This is a genomic window from Halomonas sp. KAO, assembly GCF_015595025.1.
Classification (GTDB): domain Bacteria; phylum Pseudomonadota; class Gammaproteobacteria; order Pseudomonadales; family Halomonadaceae; genus Halomonas.
Map to the genome: position 1 here is coordinate 356,536 of NZ_JADNRL010000026.1, position 20,981 is coordinate 377,516.

Annotated in this window: 17 protein-coding genes and 1 pseudogene; 2 read left to right on the plus strand and 16 right to left on the minus strand. The window is 62.8% G+C overall.

From position 1 onward, the window contains the following. The first annotated feature begins 4 nt into the window (after positions 1 to 4). Positions 5 to 238, plus strand: coding sequence for a formate dehydrogenase subunit delta (locus IOC61_RS15400; protein WP_195689607.1), 234 nt, complete (start codon positions 5 to 7; stop codon positions 236 to 238). A gap of 153 nt (positions 239 to 391) precedes the next feature. Here IOC61_RS15400 and IOC61_RS17985 read toward each other — a convergent pair. Then, positions 392 to 538 (minus strand): annotated as a pseudogene (locus IOC61_RS17985) (IS481 family transposase); the annotation flags it as partial. Positions 539 to 677: 139 nt separating this feature from the next. Here IOC61_RS17985 and IOC61_RS15405 point away from each other — a divergent pair. Then, positions 678 to 2,135: an aspartate ammonia-lyase gene (locus IOC61_RS15405; protein WP_195689608.1), complete on the plus strand. Its 1,458-nt coding sequence runs from the start codon at positions 678 to 680 to the stop codon at positions 2,133 to 2,135. A 94-nt stretch (positions 2,136 to 2,229) separates the two neighbouring features. On the opposite strand, the gene IOC61_RS15410 is transcribed toward IOC61_RS15405, so the two are convergent. The 15 genes from IOC61_RS15410 to IOC61_RS15480 all read right to left on the minus strand — a co-directional run bounded on the left by IOC61_RS15410 (position 2,230) and on the right by IOC61_RS15480 (position 20,844). Next, positions 2,230 to 3,582, minus strand: a complete 1,353-nt coding sequence (locus IOC61_RS15410) for a sodium:solute symporter family protein (RefSeq protein WP_324254731.1) — start codon at positions 3,580 to 3,582, stop codon at positions 2,230 to 2,232. A gap of 649 nt (positions 3,583 to 4,231) precedes the next feature. After that, entirely contained in the window at positions 4,232 to 5,158 is a 927-nt protein-coding gene (locus IOC61_RS15415) for a LysR family transcriptional regulator (protein ID WP_195689610.1), read from the minus strand. A gap of 95 nt (positions 5,159 to 5,253) precedes the next feature. Continuing rightward, positions 5,254 to 6,465, minus strand: coding sequence for an acetylornithine deacetylase (gene argE / locus IOC61_RS15420; RefSeq protein WP_195689611.1), 1,212 nt, complete (start codon positions 6,463 to 6,465; stop codon positions 5,254 to 5,256). A gap of 83 nt (positions 6,466 to 6,548) precedes the next feature. Further along, a complete protein-coding gene (locus tag IOC61_RS15425; protein WP_195689612.1) occupies positions 6,549 to 7,223 on the minus strand; it encodes a DUF1028 domain-containing protein in 675 nt (224 codons plus the stop codon). Continuing rightward, positions 7,220 to 7,645: a RidA family protein gene (locus tag IOC61_RS15430; RefSeq protein ID WP_195689613.1), complete on the minus strand. Its 426-nt coding sequence runs from the start codon at positions 7,643 to 7,645 to the stop codon at positions 7,220 to 7,222. Before IOC61_RS15430 ends, IOC61_RS15425 begins: the two co-directional genes overlap by 4 nt. Then, the gene (locus IOC61_RS15435; RefSeq protein ID WP_195689614.1) at positions 7,645 to 9,006 is read right to left on the minus strand and encodes a flavin-containing monooxygenase; all 1,362 of its coding nucleotides are present in this window, start codon (positions 9,004 to 9,006) and stop codon (positions 7,645 to 7,647) included. Before IOC61_RS15435 ends, IOC61_RS15430 begins: the two co-directional genes overlap by 1 nt. A gap of 312 nt (positions 9,007 to 9,318) precedes the next feature. Continuing rightward, positions 9,319 to 10,299, minus strand: a complete 981-nt coding sequence (locus IOC61_RS15440) for a GlxA family transcriptional regulator (protein WP_195689615.1) — start codon at positions 10,297 to 10,299, stop codon at positions 9,319 to 9,321. A gap of 85 nt (positions 10,300 to 10,384) precedes the next feature. Continuing rightward, positions 10,385 to 11,128, minus strand: coding sequence for a Crp/Fnr family transcriptional regulator (locus IOC61_RS15445; protein WP_229333173.1), 744 nt, complete (start codon positions 11,126 to 11,128; stop codon positions 10,385 to 10,387). Further along, positions 11,088 to 12,338: a gephyrin-like molybdotransferase Glp gene (gene glp, locus IOC61_RS15450; RefSeq protein WP_195689616.1), complete on the minus strand. Its 1,251-nt coding sequence runs from the start codon at positions 12,336 to 12,338 to the stop codon at positions 11,088 to 11,090. Before glp ends, IOC61_RS15445 begins: the two co-directional genes overlap by 41 nt. Beyond that, positions 12,335 to 12,940, minus strand: a complete 606-nt coding sequence (gene moaB / locus IOC61_RS15455; RefSeq protein WP_195689617.1) for a molybdenum cofactor biosynthesis protein B — start codon at positions 12,938 to 12,940, stop codon at positions 12,335 to 12,337. Before moaB ends, glp begins: the two co-directional genes overlap by 4 nt. 115 nt (positions 12,941 to 13,055) lie before the next feature. Continuing rightward, entirely contained in the window at positions 13,056 to 13,877 is an 822-nt protein-coding gene (locus tag IOC61_RS15460) for a peptidylprolyl isomerase (RefSeq protein ID WP_195689618.1), read from the minus strand. 164 nt (positions 13,878 to 14,041) lie between these two features. Next, positions 14,042 to 14,725, minus strand: a complete 684-nt coding sequence (narI, locus tag IOC61_RS15465) for a respiratory nitrate reductase subunit gamma (RefSeq protein WP_195689619.1) — start codon at positions 14,723 to 14,725, stop codon at positions 14,042 to 14,044. Between the two features lie 11 nt (positions 14,726 to 14,736). After that, positions 14,737 to 15,528, minus strand: a complete 792-nt coding sequence (narJ, locus tag IOC61_RS15470; RefSeq protein WP_195689620.1) for a nitrate reductase molybdenum cofactor assembly chaperone — start codon at positions 15,526 to 15,528, stop codon at positions 14,737 to 14,739. Continuing rightward, a complete protein-coding gene (narH, locus tag IOC61_RS15475) occupies positions 15,521 to 17,080 on the minus strand; it encodes a nitrate reductase subunit beta (RefSeq protein WP_195689621.1) in 1,560 nt (519 codons plus the stop codon). The genes narJ and narH overlap by 8 nt, the downstream gene beginning before the upstream one ends. Then, a complete protein-coding gene (locus IOC61_RS15480) occupies positions 17,077 to 20,844 on the minus strand; it encodes a nitrate reductase subunit alpha (protein ID WP_195689622.1) in 3,768 nt (1,255 codons plus the stop codon). Before IOC61_RS15480 ends, narH begins: the two co-directional genes overlap by 4 nt. Positions 20,845 to 20,981: the final 137 nt, after the last annotated feature.

The following is a 20,981-nucleotide window of genomic DNA, read 5'->3' on the forward strand; positions in this document are numbered from 1 at the left end:
GAGAATGTCCCATGAACAAGACGCGCAGCTGGTGCGTATGGTCAACCAGATCATCGCTAATCTGACGCCGGGCCGCGATCAGGACGCGGCGGCGGCAGAGGTGTGCGCGCACCTGGAGAAGTTTTGGGCCAGGCCAATGAAACAGAGCATTATCGCTTGCCTGGAAAAAGATGATACTGGACTGTCCACTCTTGCGAAGCGCTCAGTAAGATTACTGAAAACAAAAGATCGACTTTAATAAACTCAAAAAATAAACTCGACAACCTGAAGTGGAACCCGTCCTGTTTTTTATCATCAGCGCATCACTAGCACAATGTGGAAGACTGCTGGTTTTGCGCTGCCTCTCTAACAAAAAAAGATTTTTAAAAAATTAACATCAACTCGAAACAAGTTACTTACAGAATAAATAAATATCGACTCCTGTGTGACTAACCACCTGTTTGGCAAATAACCCCTCCCTGGTCGTTTAGCTTGCCATTCCTTCAATCGGCGACTGATGGTGCAGCGCCTTCTGCGGGACATGGTGGCTGTACAGAAAAAACCCTTTCATTTGCATAACACATCTAACATTAGCATTGGAAAAACTTTATCAACACAGACAAAATATAGTGTGCCTAGTATCTCTGATACAGCACAAAACCAATCAAAAAACATAACTCAAAGGAAAAATAACACTAATGAAAAATACTTTATCTGGCAAAAATGAGACATCAAATAACTCTGGTAAGAGCCGAGAAGAGAGAGACTTGCTAGGAGCTCGCAACGTCCCTGCTGATGCTTACTACGGTATTCAGACTATGCGGGCGATGGAGAATTTTCGTCTTACTGACGTGCCTCTCTCCCACTACCCACCACTGGTGAGCGCATTAGCAATGGTCAAACAGGCCGCCGCTGAAGCCAACCACCACCTCGATCATCTGCCTTCTACTCGCTTCAAGGCAATTTCCATGGCCTGTCAGGCTATTATTAACGGCCAGCATAATGACCAGTTCGTGGTCGACATGATCCAGGGCGGCGCCGGCACCTCGACCAATATGAATGCCAACGAAGTCATCGCCAATCTGGGGCTAGAGCTTCTTGGCCACGCCAAGGGCGAGTATCAGCATCTGCATCCCAATAACGACGTCAATATGGCGCAGTCAACTAACGACGCCTACCCTACGGCGATTCGCCTTGGGTTGCTGCTGGGTCATGACATTCTGCTCGATAGCCTCGCTGCGCTCAGTAGTGCCTTTGCCGCCAAGGGCCAGGAATTTGCCAAGGTGCTGAAAATGGGCCGCACCCAGCTACAGGACGCCGTACCCATGACCCTAGGTCAGGAGTTTCAGGCCTTCGCCACCACCCTTAATGAAGACCTGAGCCGACTCACACAGCAGGTGCCCGCGCTGCTGTGCGAGGTCAACCTCGGCGGTACAGCGATCGGCACCGGCATCAACGCCGACCCGCGCTACCAGCAGCTGGCGGTGGAGCGACTGACGGCCATCAGCGGTCAGCCGCTCAAGCCTGCTCAGGACCTGATTGAGGCCACCTCCGACATGGGCGACTTCGTGCTGATCTCGGGCATGCTCAAGCGCGTGGCGGTCAAGCTATCCAAAATCTGCAACGACCTGCGTCTGCTCTCCAGCGGGCCGCGTACCGGCTTCAACGAGATCAACCTGCCGGCGCGCCAACCGGGCAGCTCGATCATGCCCGGCAAGGTCAACCCAGTGATTCCCGAGGCTGTGAACCAGGTGGCTTTCGAGGTGATCGGCAACGACCTGGCGCTGACCCTGGCCGCCGAAGGCGGCCAGCTGCAGCTCAATGCTATGGAGCCCTTGATTACCTACAAGCTATTCGACTCCGTGCGCCTGTTGACTCGCGCCATGGACATGCTGCGCGAGTACTGCGTGGATGGAATTACCGCCAACGAGGCGCACTGCCGCGCACAAGTGGAGCACTCTATCGGCCTGGTGACTGCGCTTAATCCCTACATTGGCTACGACAACGCCACGCGTATCGCCCAGCAGGCACTGGCCACCAACGCCGGGGTCCTGGAGCTGTTGCGCAATGAGGATCTGCTGGATGAAGACACCCTGGCCGATGCCCTTCATCCCGATAACATGACTGCCCCGCGTTTGGTCACTCCACTTTCATGAAACGTGGCGGCAGCGAAGGCCTGTGGGCCCTCGCTGCCGCATTTTCCTGACTACCCCGACAACCTCTCCCAGGTTGCCATACGATAGCTCTTATTTATTTTCCCTTTTCGGCCTGCATGGTCACGCGAGCCGGCACCGTGGCGCGCCGCGTCGCCCAGCTGACGACCACGTAGCTGATTGCGGAGGCCAAGCAGCCGTAGAGCGGCCCCTGCACCCAGCCCAGATCGCTGCCCAGCAGCAGATAGGCACTGACGCAGAATCCGGTGCCCACCGAGGCGAAGGCGCCGGCGCTGTTGCCCTGCCAGAAGGTGGAAAAGAAGGTCACGCCAAACAGCGCGGCCATCAGGGTGCCATTACCCAGAATACCCAACCATAGGATCATCACCGGCGGCAGATAGGCCATGCCGATAAAGCCGCACACACCGACGATCAGCACCATCAGGCGGTTGAAGCTCATTCTGGCCATGAACCCCTTATCCCGGCCCAGGGCCGAGCGCAGGTCGTAGGACAGCGCCGTCGACACCGTATGCATCAGCGAGTTGGCTGTGGACTTCATAGCGAACAGGATGAACAAGGTGATCATGCTCGACATCAGTGGCCCCACGCCGTGCTCCAGGAAGGTCGGCATGGCCAGGTCGGGGGCCGCCAAGTCCGGAAAGTACGCCTTGGCATAGAGCCCGGCCATCGGCGTGAAGTTGAGCAGTAGCCCCAGCACCGCGACCCAGATACCGACCCGTGCCATGCTCACGTTCTTCTTGATAGCCAGGAAACGTACCGACATGAACGGCAGCGCCGCCGCCCACAGGAAGGCATAGGGCAGCAGCAGAAAAGCCGACGCTGGGCTGTCGCCGTAGGGCGCTCCGGTCGTGGGGTTGGCCAGCTCAGGATCCACGGCGTCGAGGCGCTCGATCAGCTCGCCGACGCCTACCTGAACAAACACCACGTAGGCGATAACACAGGAGCCCAGCGCCATGCCGATCACCATGGCGGCATCGGTCCAGGCCACCGCGCGCAGACCGCCGAACATGGTATAACCTATTACCAGCAGCGTGATCAGCAACGCGCCGATAGTAGGCGTAACACCCAGCCAGCCCGAGACCAGTAGGCCAATAGCCTTGATCTGCGACACTAGGAAAACGCCCAACAGCAGAATCATGATCACCGCCACGATACCCTGCAGCCAGCGACCCGCGGCGCCTTTCGAGTGCATCTGACCGATGTATTCGGGAATCGTCTGGCTGCCTAGGCTGGCTGCCTTGCGGCGCAGGAAGTTGGCAAAGAACAGCGTCGCGATCAGAAACGCCGGGGTATAAAAGGTGTTCGAGAACAGCTCGAGCGAGCCGTATTCATAGGCCACACCGGGCGAACCGATAAATACAAAGCCACTGTAGCCGGTGGCCACCAGCGTTGCCGCCGCCACGAAGGGGCCAAGTGAGTTGTTGGCCACCAGAAAGCCTGACTCCTCCTTATCGCCAGCGGCACGCATAGAATATAGCGAAAGGCCAATCAGCACGGAGGCTGAAAATATCAGCAATACCCAGTTCAGTAATATCAACATCAGGGAAACCTTTTTGTAGTCATTGTTTATTAGTTAGCACCATGAGGAAAAAGTTAGCGTCTCCGCTCGAGTAGTAATGCCGCTAAGGCCATGATCAGGGTTCCGGCAGAAGCGACACCGAAAGCGATAAAGGTCCAAGATTCCATGTTGGCTCCAGATTGCTTTTTTAAATCAATGGTTATTAATGCCCATCGCTGACCAGGTAGGCCTAGGGAATACAGTTCAGCTGCCTAAGTTCGATAACATAGGTCGCGCCAGTACACAAAATCAGAATTTTTCATGAGATAGCTCCGTTTCCTAGCTTTTAATTAAAAACTTCTTATAAGAAGCATCGTTGACCTGAGTCATACCCGAGTGATGTCACGATAGACGCATGGCGATCATCAATTAAAATACTTTTATACTAACACCTGAATCATTTTTTCCTATCCAAAGGGCAAATTCTACCACCATGCCGCGCACTACTCAGTTCAAAAAACCAGAGCTGGGATGCGACTCATCCTAAGCCTACGCTCGAGAGGTACCAGTCTGTCGCCGGCTAGGGTACGGCCTGCGCAAAAACCGTGACCTGCCTCTGGCCGTCGGCGGCCAGCCGATACATAGCCTCGGCGGCTGGCGCCAGCCGCAGCCCCCGAAGACAGGCGATGCCCAGCTGAAGTGGGCGAGCCGCGTCTTCCAGAGCCAACGCCTTAAGCTGGCCGCCGTCAGAGGGCTCGAAAGCATTGAGAGGAATATTGAACAAGGAATAGCCAAAGCCGTTGGCTACCAGCCCGCGAAGCATTTCCATGGACTTGGCACGATGCACCACACGCGGCGACAGACCGTGCTGGGTGAATATCGAATGGAAGTACTCGCGGCTCAACGGCCAGTCAAGGAGCACCATGGAGTAGGCCGACAGCTCCTTGAGGGTGATGCTATCGCGCTGGCTGAGCGGGTGGTCGGCGGCGACCACCGCATAGGGCGGAAAGCGATACAAGGGAGTAAAGTCGATGCCTTCAGGAATCTGCAGATCATAGATGAAGGCTAGCTCATAGTCACCCTGGCTCAGGCCACGCACGATGTCCACCTGGGTCATCTCGTCGCAATAGAGGCTCACTGCCGGATAACGGTCTGCAAAGCGTCGGAGCAGCTGGGGCAAAAACACCGGAGCAAAAGTCGGAAAGGCCACCAAGCGCAGCTCGCCGCCGATCTCTTCGCCAAGCGATGCAGCAAACTTTTCCAGCCCCTCGGCATCGTTCAGCAGTTGCCGCGCGCGCGCCATCAGCTGCTTGCCTGTGGGCGTCAGCGACAGTCCCTGGGCGTGATGGCGCACGAACAGCTGCAAGCCCATGGACTCTTCGATCTGCTGAATCGCCGCTGAGATGGACGGCTGCGAGACATGCATTTTCCTGGCCGCTTGGGTGACACTGGACAGCTCACCGGCCACCACAAAATAGCGCAACTGCTTGAGGGTGAATTTACGCATCGTTTCGGCACCGCCGTTGACTGAAGATCGTTGCCGCGGATTTACCCGGGCAAAGGAGGCATCAGCATAGCAGGTGGGGCATGGGAAAATCGTGGTCAGGCCGTCGTGGCGCTCAGCAACGTGCCCTCGACCAGGCGGCGGTGCGCCTGCGGCCCTTCCAGGGCCGCTACCAGTCGCGCCAGGAAGGCCTCACAGCGGGCCAGCTGGCCGCGGGTCACGAACTCGTCGGGCTGATGCCCCTGGGCCATGCTGCCGGGACCGCAGACCAGAGACGGAATGCCCAGCTCGTGCTGAAAGAGTCCGCCCTCGGTACCAAAACCGATGCGCTCCAGAGCGTGATCGTCGAGCAGCGCCACAATGAAGTCGACCAGGCTGTCGTCGTCGGCCATCGATAGGCCCGGATAGTCGCTGAGCCGCTCCAGGCGGATGCCGGCGTCGGGATGAACCTCGCGCATCTCCGCCTCGAGCGAGACGGCCAGGCTCATCAGCGCGTCGAGCAGCACTTCGGGGTCCTCCTCGGGGACATTGCGTATCTCGAGATCCAGTTGACAATCCTGGGGAACGATATTGAGCGCCGCACCACCCTGGATGGAGCCCACCTGCAGGGTGGTGTGGGTGATGGCAAAGCGCTCGTCGAAGGGCCCTGCGGCGGCCTTCTCGGCCGCCTTGTCGGCGACCCAGTCGACCAGCCGCGCGGCGGCATGGATAGCGTTGACGCCTTCGGGCGCCATGCCCGAATGGCAGGCCTTGCCGCGCAGGTGCAGGCGCACGGCAAGCTTGCCCTTGTGGGCGGTGGCCACGCGCATGGAGGTCGGCTCGCCCACCACGCAAGCAGCGGGCCGGATCGGCTGCTGGGCCAGGTCGGCAAGCAGGCTACGCACGCCCAGGCAGCCCACTTCCTCGTCGTGAGAAAACGCCAGGTGCAGCGGTGCGGCAAGATCAGCCTCGACCATGGCCGGCACCGCGGCCAGCACCGCGGCCAGAAAGCCCTTCATATCGGCGCTGCCGCGACCATAGAGACGCTCGCCGTCGGCGGTCAGCTGATAGGGATCGACACTCCAGCTCTGGCCGGCCACCGGTACGGTGTCAGTATGCCCGGAAAGCATCACGCCGGGACGGTCCGCGGGACCGATGATGGCATAGAGGTTGGCTTTTTCACCGGTCTCGTCGACGATCCGCCGCGAGGCCACCCCAAAGCGGGCCAGGTAATCCTCGATGAACTCGATCAGCGGCAGATTGGAACGGTGACTGGTGGTATCGAAGGCGATAAGTTCGGCGAGCAGGTCAACGACGGATGCTTGAGGCATGGAAAACACCAAAGATTCAAAGAGACAAGGCGCTGCTCGTGATGATCACAGCGCCTCAAGGCTAGCCGATTAACAACGTGACATTAGCGCTCGTCCCCGGGTACGCCGTAGGATGGCGACTGGTCGGGCCTCACGGCCCGCAGCACGTAAGCATCGCGCTGGGGCAGATAGTTCTCCCACACCATACGCAGCTCGCTCAGCGGCGCGATATGCCAGTCGACTCGCAGGTCGACCACCGGCCAGCTGGCCTTGTCCGTGACTTTCAGCCCTGCCGAAAAGACCGGCCCCATTTCACCGCCCGCCGCCAGACCGGCGTCCATGCCCGCCAGCAGTCGCTCTGCCAACTCACCTTGACTGGCTTCAAAGGCCTCGACCATGGCGCGGATGACGCCTTCATCGGCGAGCATGTTGCCGCCGGCCACGCAGTCATGGCCGGCCTGGGTGGCATGGATACCCAGGGTTTCGGCGCCGCTGTGCGCGGCGCTCTGGCCCTGGCCGTCGAGCACCTGCAGCTGGCGCCACTCGGGGTATTGTTCGTGCTCGGTGAGTCGCGTCAACACATCCTTGGCACCCAGCCCTTCCTCAAGCAGCTGCACGCCTAGTTGACCCAGCACCGGATTGGTCACATTCTGGGACAGCACCACGCCCTTGCCCGGGGCAACGAAGGCACAGCGGCTGGCTACACAGATGCTGGAGGAGCTGATAGCGGTCCCGAACTGTCCCGTATCACGGCAAAAGCCGGCAATCGAAAACGTCATGCTGTGTCCTTTTCATCCGGAATGACGGCGATCACGTCGATCTCCATCAGCCACTCGGGCTGGGCCAGGCCTGCCACGACCAGGCCCGTCGAGATCGGAAAGATGCCCTTTAGCCACTTGCCTACCTCACGATAGACCGGCTCGCGAAAGCGCGGATCAGTGATGTAGGTGGTGGTCTTGACGATATGACTGAGGTCCGAGCCGGCCTCCTCGAGCAGCTGCAGGACGTTCTTCATCGCCTGCTCGGCCTGGGCCTGGGGATCACCCAGCCCTACCAGCCGGCCCTCGAAGTCGGTACCCACCTGACCGCGCACATAGACGGTGTTGCCCGCCCGCACCGCCTGGCACAGATCGTTATCCAGGCTCTGGTTCGGGTACGTTTCCTTAGTATTGAACATGCGAATCCGCGTATGCGTCGGCATCAGCTTACCCTCATCATGCTGGCGTTGTGAGCGGGCTCGGCACGATCATCCTGACGCTTCTGCACGGCGTCGTCAGCCTGGCTCTGAGTGGCCCTGTGGTAGGTCAGGTACTTGTACTGCTTGCCAATCTGGTCGGCAATGTACTTGGCATCATGCCACACGCCCCAGATGAAGCTGGAACCGCGATGCGACAGCCAGGGAAGCCCCAGGAAATAGATACCTGGCGCACTCGACACGCCGCGATGGTGCTGCGGTGCGCCCTTGGCGTCCAGAGCGTCGTCGACCCTGAGCCAGCTGTAGTCCACCTTGAAGCCGGTGGCCCAGACGATCGAGGTCACTCCCGCATCGGCCAGGTCGAGTTCGAATACGGGGTTAGTCACGCAGTCCGGATCGGGAAGAATATTACGCGCCTCGGGCTCCTCCGGCAGGTCGAGGCCGTTATCGAGGACATAGGCGTCCGCCGCATCCAGCATCGACAGATAGTTGGCATCGCCGTAGGCCAGGTTGTCCACCAAGTCTGCTTCGAACCTAGCCACGCCGTCGTCGAAGGACCTGGTACGCCCCACCAGCGTGATGCCGTCATGGGCCAGGGCGCGAAAGTCCACCGTATTGCCGCCGCGAGCGCCGCTCACCGCGATGGTGACGTGCTCTGTGCCCGGACGCATGGTTTCCGCATCCCACTCGCCAAGCACCCCCAGCCACCAGCAGAAATCACGGCCGCGGTAGGCCCGGGGGGGGCGGTTATGCGGCCCCACCGAGAGGTAGACCTTCTTGCCGGCGCGCCGCAGTTCGTCGGCAATCTGCACTCCGGAGGATCCGGCACCGACGACCATCACGGCACCCTCAGGCAGCTGCTGGGGGTTGCGATAGTCGGCGGAATGGATCTGCTGGATGCCGTCATCCTTGGGAGCGATGGGCGGAATGGCCGGGTGCTGGAAGGGCCCGGTGGCAGCAACCACGCGGTTGGCCTCGATCACGCCATCGGAGGTTTCGATGGTGAAACCCGGCCAACCGACATTGCGCTCCACTTTCCTGACCTCCACCCCGGTGCGAACGGGGGCGTCGATCTGCCTGGCATAGGCCTCGAAATAATCTGCCACCCGCTCCTTGGGTGCAAAGGCATCGGGATCGACGTTGCTGAACTCCATGCCGGGGAAACGGTCGTGCCAGGCGGGGCCGTTGGCCACCAGCGAGTCCCAGCGCCGCGTGCGCCAGCCTTCCGCAATGCGATTTCGCTCCAGCACGATATGGGGCACAGCGAGCTTGCTCAGGTGTTCGCTCATGGCGATGCCGGCCTGGCCGGCACCTACAATCAGCGTATCAGTGACGGTAGTGGCATGCGATGCAGACGAGGTAGTCATGGGGAGGACTCCGTGTTGTTTTATCGTGTTGCTGTCTTGTTTTTCGCTGTGCCGATCACCTTAGAGCCCGATATTGATTAAATAAAATATATTTATATTTTTCATAGGATATGAAATAACTATCCAGTGATTTATGTCCCAGCAGATGCATTGAGCGCGGTCTGATATTATTGACTCCCGCGTCGCGTCACTTTCTCCAAGGCTCAGATACCGCTAACTGATCTGCCATTCATCTTTCTTCTTTCTTCACCAGCAGCACGGCTCCTCTTATGGGTCTAGTTGACTCACAGAGTTGCCAGCCAACACCACGCATCAGACAACACCACGAACTCCCTGCCGGCGTGCCTTCCGCGGAGAATGGCCATAGCGCTCGCTGAAGGCCCGCGAAAAGCTGGATGCGGAGGAGAAGCCACAGGCCAGACCAATGGCGAGTACATCCATGTCGGTCTCGACCAGCAGGTGCTGGGCACGCTCCAGGCGCAGGCCCAGGTACCAGCTCCGCGGCGTGGTGGCGAGGTGGCGTTCGAAGAGGCGCTGCAGCTGTCGCAACGAGACACCGCAGCGGTGGGCGATATCCGCCACTGGCAAGGGCGCTTCCAGGTGACGCTCCATCAGCGCTACCGCCTCCACCAGGCGACGGTTATGGGTCCCCAGGCGTCGCGCCAGGGTCATCCGCTGCTGGTCGCCGCGACTGCGCAACCGTTCGTGGATCAGCTGCTCGGAGACATCGATGGCCAGCCGCGTACCGTGGCGCCGGGCGATCACCGCCAGGGCCATGTCCATGGCCGCGGCCCCACCGGCACAGGAGAAGCGCCGCTCGCCGAGCTCGAACAGTTCATCCGAGGTGGGGATGGCGGGGAAGCGCTCATGGAAGACGGGCAGACTCTCCCAGTGCAGGGTGACCCGCTCGCCCTTCAGCAGGCCGGCGGCGGCGAGCAGGAAACAGCCGGTATCCAGCCCCCCCAGGGCGCCCCCGGCCTGGTCGAGCCGATGCAGCCATGCCATCAAAGGACGACCGAGGTAGGCCTCGGGCTCGAAGCCGCTGCATACCGCCACGGAGGGAAGATGGTGAACCTCGTCGATGGCGCAGTCTACGAGCAGGGTCATGTCGTTACTGGCGGTGACCGGCTCGCCATCGACGCTGATCAGCGTCCAGTCGAACAGTGGCCGACCGCTAATACGGTTGGCGATACGCAGCGGCTCCACCGCGGCGAAGAACGCCATCATCGAGAACTGCGGCAGGAGTAGAAACCCCACCTGCTCGGGCAACGGGCCCGTGTACTCCAGTCGCACGCTCTTCCCTCTCGTCAGCCGCCGATTCTCTCATTCGCCACCCCTCTCACCTGCCGCAATGCCTAGCCGCCCTTCTGGATTATGCTTACTCGTCGACCACCATCAGATCGCGCATCTTTTGCTCGTCGAGCACCGTGAGCCGCTGACGATCGATATTGATGGCGCCACTGTCGCGCAGCTTGCCCAGCAGCCGGGAGAGGGTCTCCGGGGTCACCGCCAGCTGGGCGGCCAGCCAGCGCTTGGGAATGGTCAGGCGCACCACCCGCGGCTCGTTGCTTCGCCCCGATGGTAGCTGGCGCAGTATATAGCTGACCAGCCGCGACATGGCATCGCCCTGGGTCAGCAGCGCCATGTCCTCGAGACGGTCGGTAAGCTCCAGCGCCAGGCGACTCATGAACTCGGCACGACATTCGGGGTGACGATCCATGGCCTCGCGGCAGCGCGCGGCGGGGATCGACAGCACATGGGTTCGGCGCAGCGCCTCGGAGGAGTAGAGATAGACGCCCTCTCGGGAGACCATGCTCAGCTCACCCAGGGTGCCCCCTCGCTCCACGCAGCGGATGGTGGCCAGCCGACCGTCGCCGGCACTTCGCACCAGCCTTACCGCCCCGCTGATCACGATATGCAGCCACTCGGCAGGGGTGTCCTGGCGAAACAGCCACTCGCGGCTGGCCAGGGTGCGCGGCTCGCAATCCTCGAGCAGCGCCTCGACCTCCGCGTCGGAGAGCGCACCGAGCCACGGCACACCGCGCACCAGATCACGTAGCTGGCGCGGCTTGAACAGCAGGTCAGCGGCCGAACTGGGCGGCTGGGCAGTATCCATAGGCATGGTGTTCCTCCACATCGGTATCTGCGTCGACCAGCAGGTAGCCATGGGCCTGGCTGGCGGCACTCAGCATATGCGACCCCTGCCCACCGGCCAGCTGCGCCACCGGTGTGCCGGAACTCCAGTCGATCACAACACGCAGCAATTCGCGGCGCCCACGCGGTCCACGTCGTGTAAAGCCGGCCTTGACCGGGAAGCGTTGCAGCGGTGGCGGCGTCATGCCCTGGCGCCCCTGCAGCAGCGGCAGGGCGAGGAATTGCCACCCCACCAGCGAGGCCACGGGATTGCCCGGCAGGGCGACCAGCGGTGTGCCGGCGTCGAGGGATTCGCCAAGAAAGCCCAGGGCGAAGGGCTTGCCAGGCTTGATCCCCACCCCATGAAAGACGATGCCCCCCAGCCGCTCGATGGCCGGGCGCACATGATCCTCCTCGCCCACCGATACACCACCGCTACAGACTACCAGATCGGCCTCGTCGCGGGCCCGTTCCAGGGCTCGATGCAGCTCATGAGGGTCATCCAGAACCACGCCGATATCGATCAGCTCGATGCCCTGGTGGGCCATCAGCGACTTGAGCATCACGCGGTTGCTGTCGAAGACCTGGCCCGGGGCACGCGGCTGGCCCGGCTCGATCAGCTCGTCGCCGGTGGAGAGCAGCGCGACCCTCACCCGCCGTCTCACCGTTACCTCGGCGATGCCATGACTGGCCAGCAGGGCTATCGCGGCGGCCTCGAGACCAGTGTTCGAGGCGAGCAGCGGTGTGCCGGCACGACTCTCCTCGCCCTGGCGGCGGATATTGGCCCCCGGAGAGAGGCCTCCCTCGACATGCACCCGGCCCTCGGCATCCAGACGCACCTTCTCCTGTGGCACCACGGCATCGGCACCGATGGGTACCGGGGCGCCGGTGAAGATACGCGCACAGCCTCCCTCGGGGAGGTGCATCACGCTTGCACCGGCGGGTACGCGCTGGATGACCGGCTGGCCCCGGGGGGTCAGCTCGGCCAGCCGCAGGGCATAGCCGTCCATGGCGCTGTTATCGACGCCGGGCAGATCCAGGGTGGCGGCGACAGCGTCACCCAGCACGCGCCCCTCGGCCTCCTCCAATGCCACCCGCTCGACCCCTGCCACCGGACGGGCCGCCGCGGCCATGCGCTCACGCGCATCGAACAGGTCCACCAGCCCCGGGGTGATCACCTCCGCACAGCCGCAGTTCATGCGTCAATCTCCTCGCCGCTTTGCATCTCGCTCAGCGCCTCGCCAGGCGCCGCCTCGGACTGGCGGCTGGCACAGCTCGAGCCATGCGGCAGCACCATGGCCACGAAGTTGCAGGGCCGGGTACGGGCATCAAGCTGTTCGAGCAGAATACCGTCCCAGGCGGTGGCACACGCCTTGGGCGAACCGGGCATGGCAAACACCAGGGTTCGGTCGATAAGCCCCGCCACGGCGCGGGACTGAATGGTGGAGGTGCCGATCGTGGCCAGCGACAGATGGCGGAACAGCTCGCCGTAGCCATCGACCGCCTTGTCGAACAGCGGGGCCAGTGCCTCAGGGGTGGTATCGCGGGTGGTAAAGCCGGTGCCGCCGTTGACCAGCACCACCTGAATGTCGTCGCGTACCACCCACTTCGAGACCACTGCCCGGATGCGATAGATGTTGTCGGGCACGATGCAGCGCTCCACCAGGGTATGGCCGGCATCGGTCAGGCGCGCGGAAAGCAGGTCACCGCTACCATCCTCCGCGAAGCCGCGGGTGTCCGATACGGTCAGCACGGCGATGCCGAGAGGGGCAAAGGGTGTATTGGCAGAAACATGGGACATGAGGGCCTCCTTTCCGGCCATGGTGCGGCGGAGCGGGGTGGGGTGGAAGTGACGGGCATCAAGAAAGCGCAAGATCCTGCCGCCCGGTGGGGCGACAGGATCTCGAGGGAGGGGATTACTGCATCAGGGCGCTACCGCTCTCGTCGTCGAGGCTGACGCCTTCGACGCCGATCTCCGCCTGAAGCGCCATCAGGTAGTGGCGCAGGGCGCGACGGGTGGACTGCTCGCGCAGGCTGTGGCGCACATGCTCGGCCACCTCTTCATAGGGGCGCTCGCGCCCCCCCTGGCGGGCATCAATGCTGACCACATGCCAGCCGTAGCGCGAGGCGAGGGGTCGATCATGGAGTCCTTCGGGCAGGCGATGCAGGGCATCGTCGAGCTCGGCCACGGTCTGGCCCGGGGCCAGCCAGCCCAGCTCGCCACCCTCCTCCTTCGAGGGACAGGAGGAGTGACGCTGGGCAAACTCGGTAAAGCGCTCGGGATGCTCGCCCAGCTCCTTGACGAGCTTCTCGCCCAGACGATAGCCGGCATCCCGAGCCTCGGCATCGTCCGGCGCCGCGGCCAGCAGGATATGGCGAACCTGCAGCCGCGTCGGCTCACTGAAGCGCTCGGCGTGGGTGGCGTGGAAGCGCCGGCAGTCCTCCTCCGAGGGCTCGGGCACCTCCAGCTCCTGCTCCAGCAGGGCGGCGATGATGGCATCATCCTCGTCGAGGTCCGAACCGTCGGCATCGGTCAGGCCCAGGGCGGCGGCGCGCTGGCGGAGCAGCTCGCGCACCACCAGGGCACGGGCGGCCTTGAGCTGGGCGCTGCCGGCGCTGTCCACCGGGTGGTACTGCATCTCCTGGGCGATGTCGGCCTCCGCGATGGTGGCCTCGCCGACCCGGATGGGAGGGGGGCTCGCGCCCCCGGGAATCATCTCGATATCGATCTTTTGCATGAATGAATCCTTAGTGCACATTTGCCTGGCCTCGAGGGCGCCGGGGACAGGCCGAAGAGGGGGTCCTATGCCAGGGATGGCATCGGTAGCGCCCAGGGAGGGGTTCACAGCGCCCCCTCGTAGGCCTGTCGCCGGCAAAGCCCCGACCTCGCGCCTGCCTTGTCTCAGCCCCGCTTGCGCACCAGCTGGTAACGACGGGTCACGTAGCCGAAGGGCACGCTCCACACATGAACCAGGCGCGAGAAGGGGAACAGCAGAATGATGGTCATCCCCAGGAAGATATGCAGCTTATAGATCCAGGAGACCTCGGCCATGTAGTCCGCCGCCCCGCCGCTGAAGAAGATGATCGACTGTGCCCAGCTGGAGAGAGTCAGCATCATCGCGCCATCCAGATGACCCAACGAGAAGATGACGGTGACCAGGCCCAGGAACGCCTGGAAGACGATCAGGCCGAGAATCACGGTGTCCATGAGGCTCGAGGAGGCCTTGACCCGCGGATTGGTGATCCGGCGATGCAGCAGCATGGCGCCACCCACGAGGCAGGCAATGCCTGCCGCCCCGCCGACGATGATGGCGATCAGCTGCTTGGTGCCGGCGTGCAGGAAGGGCGCGTAGACCCAGTGCGGGGTCAGCATGCCGAACAGGTGGCCGAAGAAGATCACGATGATGCCGACATGGAAGAGATTGCTGGCCAGACGCATGTTCTTCGAGGTGAGCATCTGGCTCGAGCCGGTCTTCCAGGTGTATTGCCCATGGTCGTAACGCAGCAGGCTGCCGACCAGGAACACCGTACCGGCCAGATACGGATAGTAGCCGTAGATCAGGTGTTGCAGATATTCGGAAAACATGGTGATTCTCCTTAACGGTCGGTCGGGCCGCGGTCAGCGGCGCTACTCGCGGCACTGCCGGGCAGGATTCGAACGGGGTCGCTGGGCACGGTCTTCTTGCGCTCGGCCAGCCGGCGCCCCTCGGCGGACTGCAGGGCACAATCCTGGTCGGAATCGGCGGTGAAGCGTACCGCCTCCTCTTCCCACACCTCGTCCAGGGCCTCGGCGGTGTAGTCGGGCGCCTCCTCCTTCGCCGTCTGGCGATGGGCGGCGACGTCATCATCGGCACCGATCAGCGCCAGCAGCGCCAGGGGCACCAGGGCATAATCGGCCTCACGCTCCTCGAGACGCGCGGTAAGCAGCGCCAGGATATGGCGGATCTCGCCCAGCCAGCGGCCGATCTCGGCCTCGGAACGGGTGGAGAGATACTCCAGGAACAGCGGCAGATAATCCGGCAGTTCATGGGCGTCGAGCTCGAAGCCCGCAGCACGGTACTCGGCCATCAGGTCGACCATCGCCTGACCCCGGTCGCGGGACTCGCCATGCACATGCTCGAAGAGCAGCAGCGAGGTATTGCGACCGCGATCGAACAGCGCCACATACTCCGCCTGGAGCTCCATGATGTCGGCCTCCAGAAGTCGCTGGCACCAGTCCATCAGGGCGGTGCGTCGCGCCGCCGACAGGCGGCGCTCGGCATTCAGGATCTCGATCATCTCCGGAGCGGCGGCCTGGAGCTCCTCGGTGGGATAGTCCAGCAGCCGGGCCAGCACGCGCAGGCTCAGCATGTCTGCCACCGTTTCCATCTGTTGTGCGGCTTCAGCCATGACGGGTCTCCTCACTCTGTGCCTGCGGGTCGAAGGTCACCGGCTGGACCAGGGTCGCGGTGGTCTTGCGCCCGCCAAACAGGCTCTCGCTGCTGTCGCCGTGGCAGCCATCGCCGAAGCTGAAGCCGCAGCCGCCACGCTCCGGGAACGCCTCGGTCGCCATCTCGCGATGGCTGGTGGGGATCACGAAACGATCCTCGTAGTTGGCGATGGCCAGGTAGCGGTACATGTCCTCCACCTGCTGCTCGGTCAGGCCGACGCCCTCCAGCACCTCGGTATTGGCCTGGCCCTCCACGTGCTTGCCGCGCATGTAGAGGCGCATGGCCATCAGGCGCTTGAGCGCCAGCACCACGGGCTCCTCCTCACCGGCGGTCAGCATGTTGGCCAGGTACTTCACCGGAATGCGCAGCGACTCGATCTTGGGCATCACGCCGTCGAACTCGACCTTGCCGGCCTCGGCGGCGGACTGGATCGGCGACAGCGGCGGCACGTACCAGACCATCGGCAGGGTGCGATACTCGGGGTGCAGCGGCAGCGCCAGCCCCCAGTCCATGGCCATCTTGTAGACGGGCGAGGCCTGGGCGGCCTTGATCACGTTGTCGGTGATGCCATCCTTCCTGGCCTGGGCGATCACTTCCGGGTCGTTGGGATCCAGGAAGATCTCGCACTGACGATGATAGAGATCGCGCACGTCCGGTGAACTTGCCACCTCCTCGATACGGTCGGCATCGTAGAGCAGCACACCGAGGTAGCGAATGCGGCCCACACAGGTCTCGGAGCAGACCGTCGGCTGGCCGGCCTCGATGCGTGGGTAGCAGAAGATGCACTTCTCGGACTTGCCGGTCTTCCAGTTGTAGTAGATCTTCTTGTAGGGACAGCCGGAGATGCACATCCGCCAGCCGCGGCACTTGTCCTGGTCGATCAGGACGATGCCGTCCTCCTCGCGCTTGTAGATGGCCCCGGAGGGGCAGCTCGCCACGCAGGTCGGGTTCAGGCAGTGCTCGCACAGGCGCGGCAGATACATCATGAAGGTGTTCTCGAACTGGCCGTAGATATCGGCCTGCACCTTCTCGAAGTTCATGTCCTTGCGCCGCTTGGCGAACTCGGTGCCCAGTATCTCCTCCCAGTTGGGTCCCCACTCGATCTTGTTCATGCGCTGGCCGGAGATCAGCGAGCGCGGACGCGCGGTGGGCTGGTGCTCCCCCTGCTTAGCGGTGTGCAGATGCTCGTAGTCGAAGGTGAACGGCTCGTAGTAGTCGTCGATCTCCGGCAGGTCGGGGTTGGCGAAGATATTCGCCAGCACCCGCCACTTGCCGCCGATGCGCGGCTCGATCTTGCCGTCCTTGCGACGCATCCAGCCGCCCTTCCACTTGCCCTGGTTCTCCCACTCCTTGGGATAACCGATGCCGGGCTTGGTCTCGACGTTGTTGAACCAGGCGTATTCCACTCCCTCACGACTGGTCCAGACATTCTTGCAGGTCACCGAGCAGGTGTGGCAGCCGATGCACTTGTCGAGGTTGAGGACCATGCCTACCTGGGAACGAATCTTCATTTCACGGCCTCCTGCTCGTAATCATTGCCTTCACCGTCCAGCCAGTCGATCTTCTTCATCTTGCGCACGATAACGAACTCATCGCGGTTGGAACCGACGGTGCCGTAGTAGTTGAAGCTGTAGGAGAGCTGCGCGTAGCCACCGATCATATGGGTCGGCTTGGGACACACACGCGTCACCGAGTTGTGGATGCCGCCACGGGTGCCGGTCATCTCGGATCCCGGCATGTTCAGGATTCGCTCCTGGGCGTGATACATCATCGCCATGCCGTTCTTGACCCGCTGACTGACCACCGCCCGGGCCGCGATGGCGCCGTTGGCGTTGTAGAGCTCGATCCAGTCGTTGTCCTCGACACCGATGGATTTCGCATCGTCCTCGGACATCCAGACGATCGGACCGCCCCGCGACAGGGTCTGCATCAGCAGGTTGTCGCTGTAGGTGGAGTGGATGCCCCACTTCTGGTGCGGAGTGATCCAGTTCAGCGCGATCTCCGGGTTACCGTTGTCCTTGGGCTCGGCCACGCTTACCGCCGCCTTGGTGTCGATGGGCGGACGATAGACCAGCAGGCTCTCGCCGAAGGCGCGCATCCAGGGGTGATCCTGATAGAACTGCTGGCGACCGCTCACCGTGCGCCACGGGATCAGCTCATGCACGTTGGTATAACCGGCGTTGTAGGAGACGTGCTCGTCCTCGAGGCCGGACCAGGTGGGGCTGGAGATGATCTTGCGCGGTTGGGCGACGATGTCGCGGAAGCGGATCTTCTCGTCCTCCTTGGGCAGCGCCAGGTGGGTATGATCCCGCCCGGTGATCTTGGAGAGCGCGTCCCAGGCCTTCACCGCCACCTGACCGTTGGTCTCCGGCGCCAGGGTCAGGATCATCTCGGCGGCATCGACGGCGCTGTCGAGACGCGGACGGCCCTTATGCGGCCCCTCGGTCTTGCAGTGGTTGAGCTTGCCGAGCAGGTCCACCTCGGACTCGGTCTTCCAGCTGATGCCCTTGCCGCCGTTGCCGATGCTCTCGAGCAGCGGGCCGATGGAGGTGAAGCGCTCATAGGTCTCGGGGTAGTTACGCTTGACCTCGATCAGAGCCGGCATGGTCTTGCCGGGAATGGGCTCGCACTCGCCCTTCTTCCAGTCCTTCACATCGACCTGAGCCAGCTCGGCCGGGGAGTCGTGCTGATGCGGCAGGGTGACCAGGTCGGTCTCTTCGCCCAGATGCCCCTCGGCGGCCTCGGAGAAGGACTTGGCGATACCCTTGAAGATCTCCCAGTCGCTGCGCGACTCCCACGCCGGGTCGGTGGCCGCGGTCAGCGGGTGGATGAAGGGGTGCATGTCGGAGGTGTTGAGGTCATCCTTCTCGTACCAGGTCGCCGTGGGCAGCACGACATCCGAGTAGAGGCAGGTGGTGGACATGCGGAAGTCCAGGGTCACCAGCAGGTCGACCTTGCCCTCCGGGGCGTCGTCATGCCACTTGACCTCTTCCGGTTTCTGGCCGCCGAACTCGCCCAGGTCCTTGCCCTGGATGCCGTGGCGCGTGCCCAGCAGGTACTTGAGCATGTACTCATGGCCCTTGCCGGAGCTGCCCAGCAGGTTGGAGCGCCAGATGAACAGGTTACGCGGGAAGTTCTGGGGGTTGTCCGGATCCTCCGCGGCGAAGGCGAGCTTGCCCTCCTTGAGCTGCTGGACGGCGTAGTCCTGGGTGGACATGCCGGCGGCCTCGGCGGCCGCGGCCAGGCGCAGCGGGTTAGTGCCCAGCTGAGGCGCGGAAGGCAGCCAGCCCATGCGCTCGGCGCGCACGTTGAAGTCGATCAGGCTGCCGGGGTAGTCCTCGGCCTTGGCCAGCGGCGACAGGATCTCCTTGATCTCGAGCTTCTCGTAGCGCCACTGGGAGGAGTGGTTGTAGAAGAAGGAGGTACCGTTCATGTGCCGCGGCGGACGCTGCCAGTCGAGGCCGAAGGCCAGCGGGGTCCAGCCGGTCTGCGGGCGCAGCTTCTCCTGCCCGACATAGTGGGACCAGCCGCCGCCGCTCTGCCCGATGCAGCCACACATGACCAGCATGTTGATCAGGCCACGGTAGTTCATGTCCATGTGGTACCAGTGGTTCATGCCGGCACCGACGATGATCATGCTGCGACCCTGGGTCTTGTCGGCATTCTCGGCGAACTCACGGGCGATACGAGTGGCCTGCTCGGCGGGCACGCCGGTGATCTTCTCCTGCCAGGCCGGGGTGTAGGGCTTCACCTCGTCCAGGGAGGTGGCGCCGTCATCCTCGCCAAACCCGCGATTGATGCCGTAGTTGGCACACATCAGGTCGAACACGGTGACCGCCAGCGCCTCAGAGCCGTCGGCCTTCTTCAGGCGCTTGACCGGCAGGCTGTGGAACAGTAGCTCGTCGCTGGCGCCGCCGCTCTTGACGTGGTCGAAGTGCTCGTGGGCGATCCCCCCAAAGTAGGGGAAGGCGACCTTGGCGACCTCGTCATGCCTGTCGGCCAGGGTCAGCAGCGGCTTGATCTCGGTGCCTTCGGCGTCCAGCGGCTCGAGGTTCCACTTGCCCACCTCGTCGCCGGTCTCGCCCCAGCGGAAGCCGATGGAGCCCCGCGGGACCACCAGCTGGTCGCGGGTCTCGTCCCACGCCACGGTCTTCCACTCGGGGTTGTTGTCCTGGCCCAGGCTCGCCTCGAAGTCGCTGGCACGCATCTGGCGGCCCGGCGCGTAGCTGCCATCCTCGCGGGCCTCGAGCTCGACCAGGAAGGGCATGTCGGTATAGCGCCGCACATAGTCGGTGAAGTAGCTGCTGCTCTTCTCGAGGTGGAACTCCTTGAGGATCACATGGCCCATGGCCATGGCCAGGGCGGCATCGGTGCCCTGCTTGGCGGAGAGCCACTCGTCGGTGAGCTTGGAGACCTCGGCGTAGTCCGGGGTGACCGAGACGGTCTTGGTCCCCTTGTAGCGCACCTCGGTGAAGAAGTGGGCGTCCGGGGTCCGCGTCTGAGGCACGTTGGAGCCCCAGGCGATGATGTAGCCGGAGTTGTACCAGTCGGCGGATTCGGGCACGTCGGTCTGCTCGCCCCAGGTCTGGGGGCTGGCCGGGGGCAGGTCGCAGTACCAGTCATAGAACGACAGGCAGACACCGCCGATCAGCGACAGGTAGCGGGCACCGGAGGCGTAGCTGACCATGGACATGGCGGGAATCGGCGAGAAGCCGATGATGCGATCCGGGCCGTACTGCTTGGTGGTATAGACGTTGGAGGCGCCGATCAGCTGGTTAAGCTCGTTCCAGTCGGCGCGCACGAAGCCGCCCATGCCGCGGGCACGCTTGTACTGCTTGGCCTTGGCCGGGTCCTCGACGATGGAGGCCCAGGCCTCGACCGGGTCCTTCTTCTCCTCCAGCGCCTGGCGCCACAGCTTGAGCAGCGGCTTGCGGATCAGCGGATACTTGAGACGGTTGGCGCTGTACATGTACCAGGAGTAGCTGGCACCGCGCGGACAGCCCCGCGGCTCGTGGTTGGGTAGGTCGGGCCGGGTGCGCGGATAGTCGGTCTGCTGGGTCTCCCAGGTGACCAGGCCATTCTTGACGTAGATCTTCCAGCTGCAGGATCCGGTGCAGTTCACGCCGTGGGTGGAGCGCACGATCTTGTCGTGCTGCCAGCGCTGCCGGTAGCCGTTCTCCCAGCCGCGGGACTCGTCGCGCAGCTCGCCATGATCATTGGCGAAGGGCTCGCGGGCCTTGCGGAAGAAGTTCAGCCGATCGATGAAGTGACTCATGGTCGCTCTCCAGGCTCCTGAAAAAGAGGTGTGACCTCGCGGGGCCACTCGGTCAGCCTGGATCGAGTGCGCCTCATGCGCGGACCAGGCCGGTGATATGCAGGCAATTCTGGGTGATCGACGCGACGATTACTGCC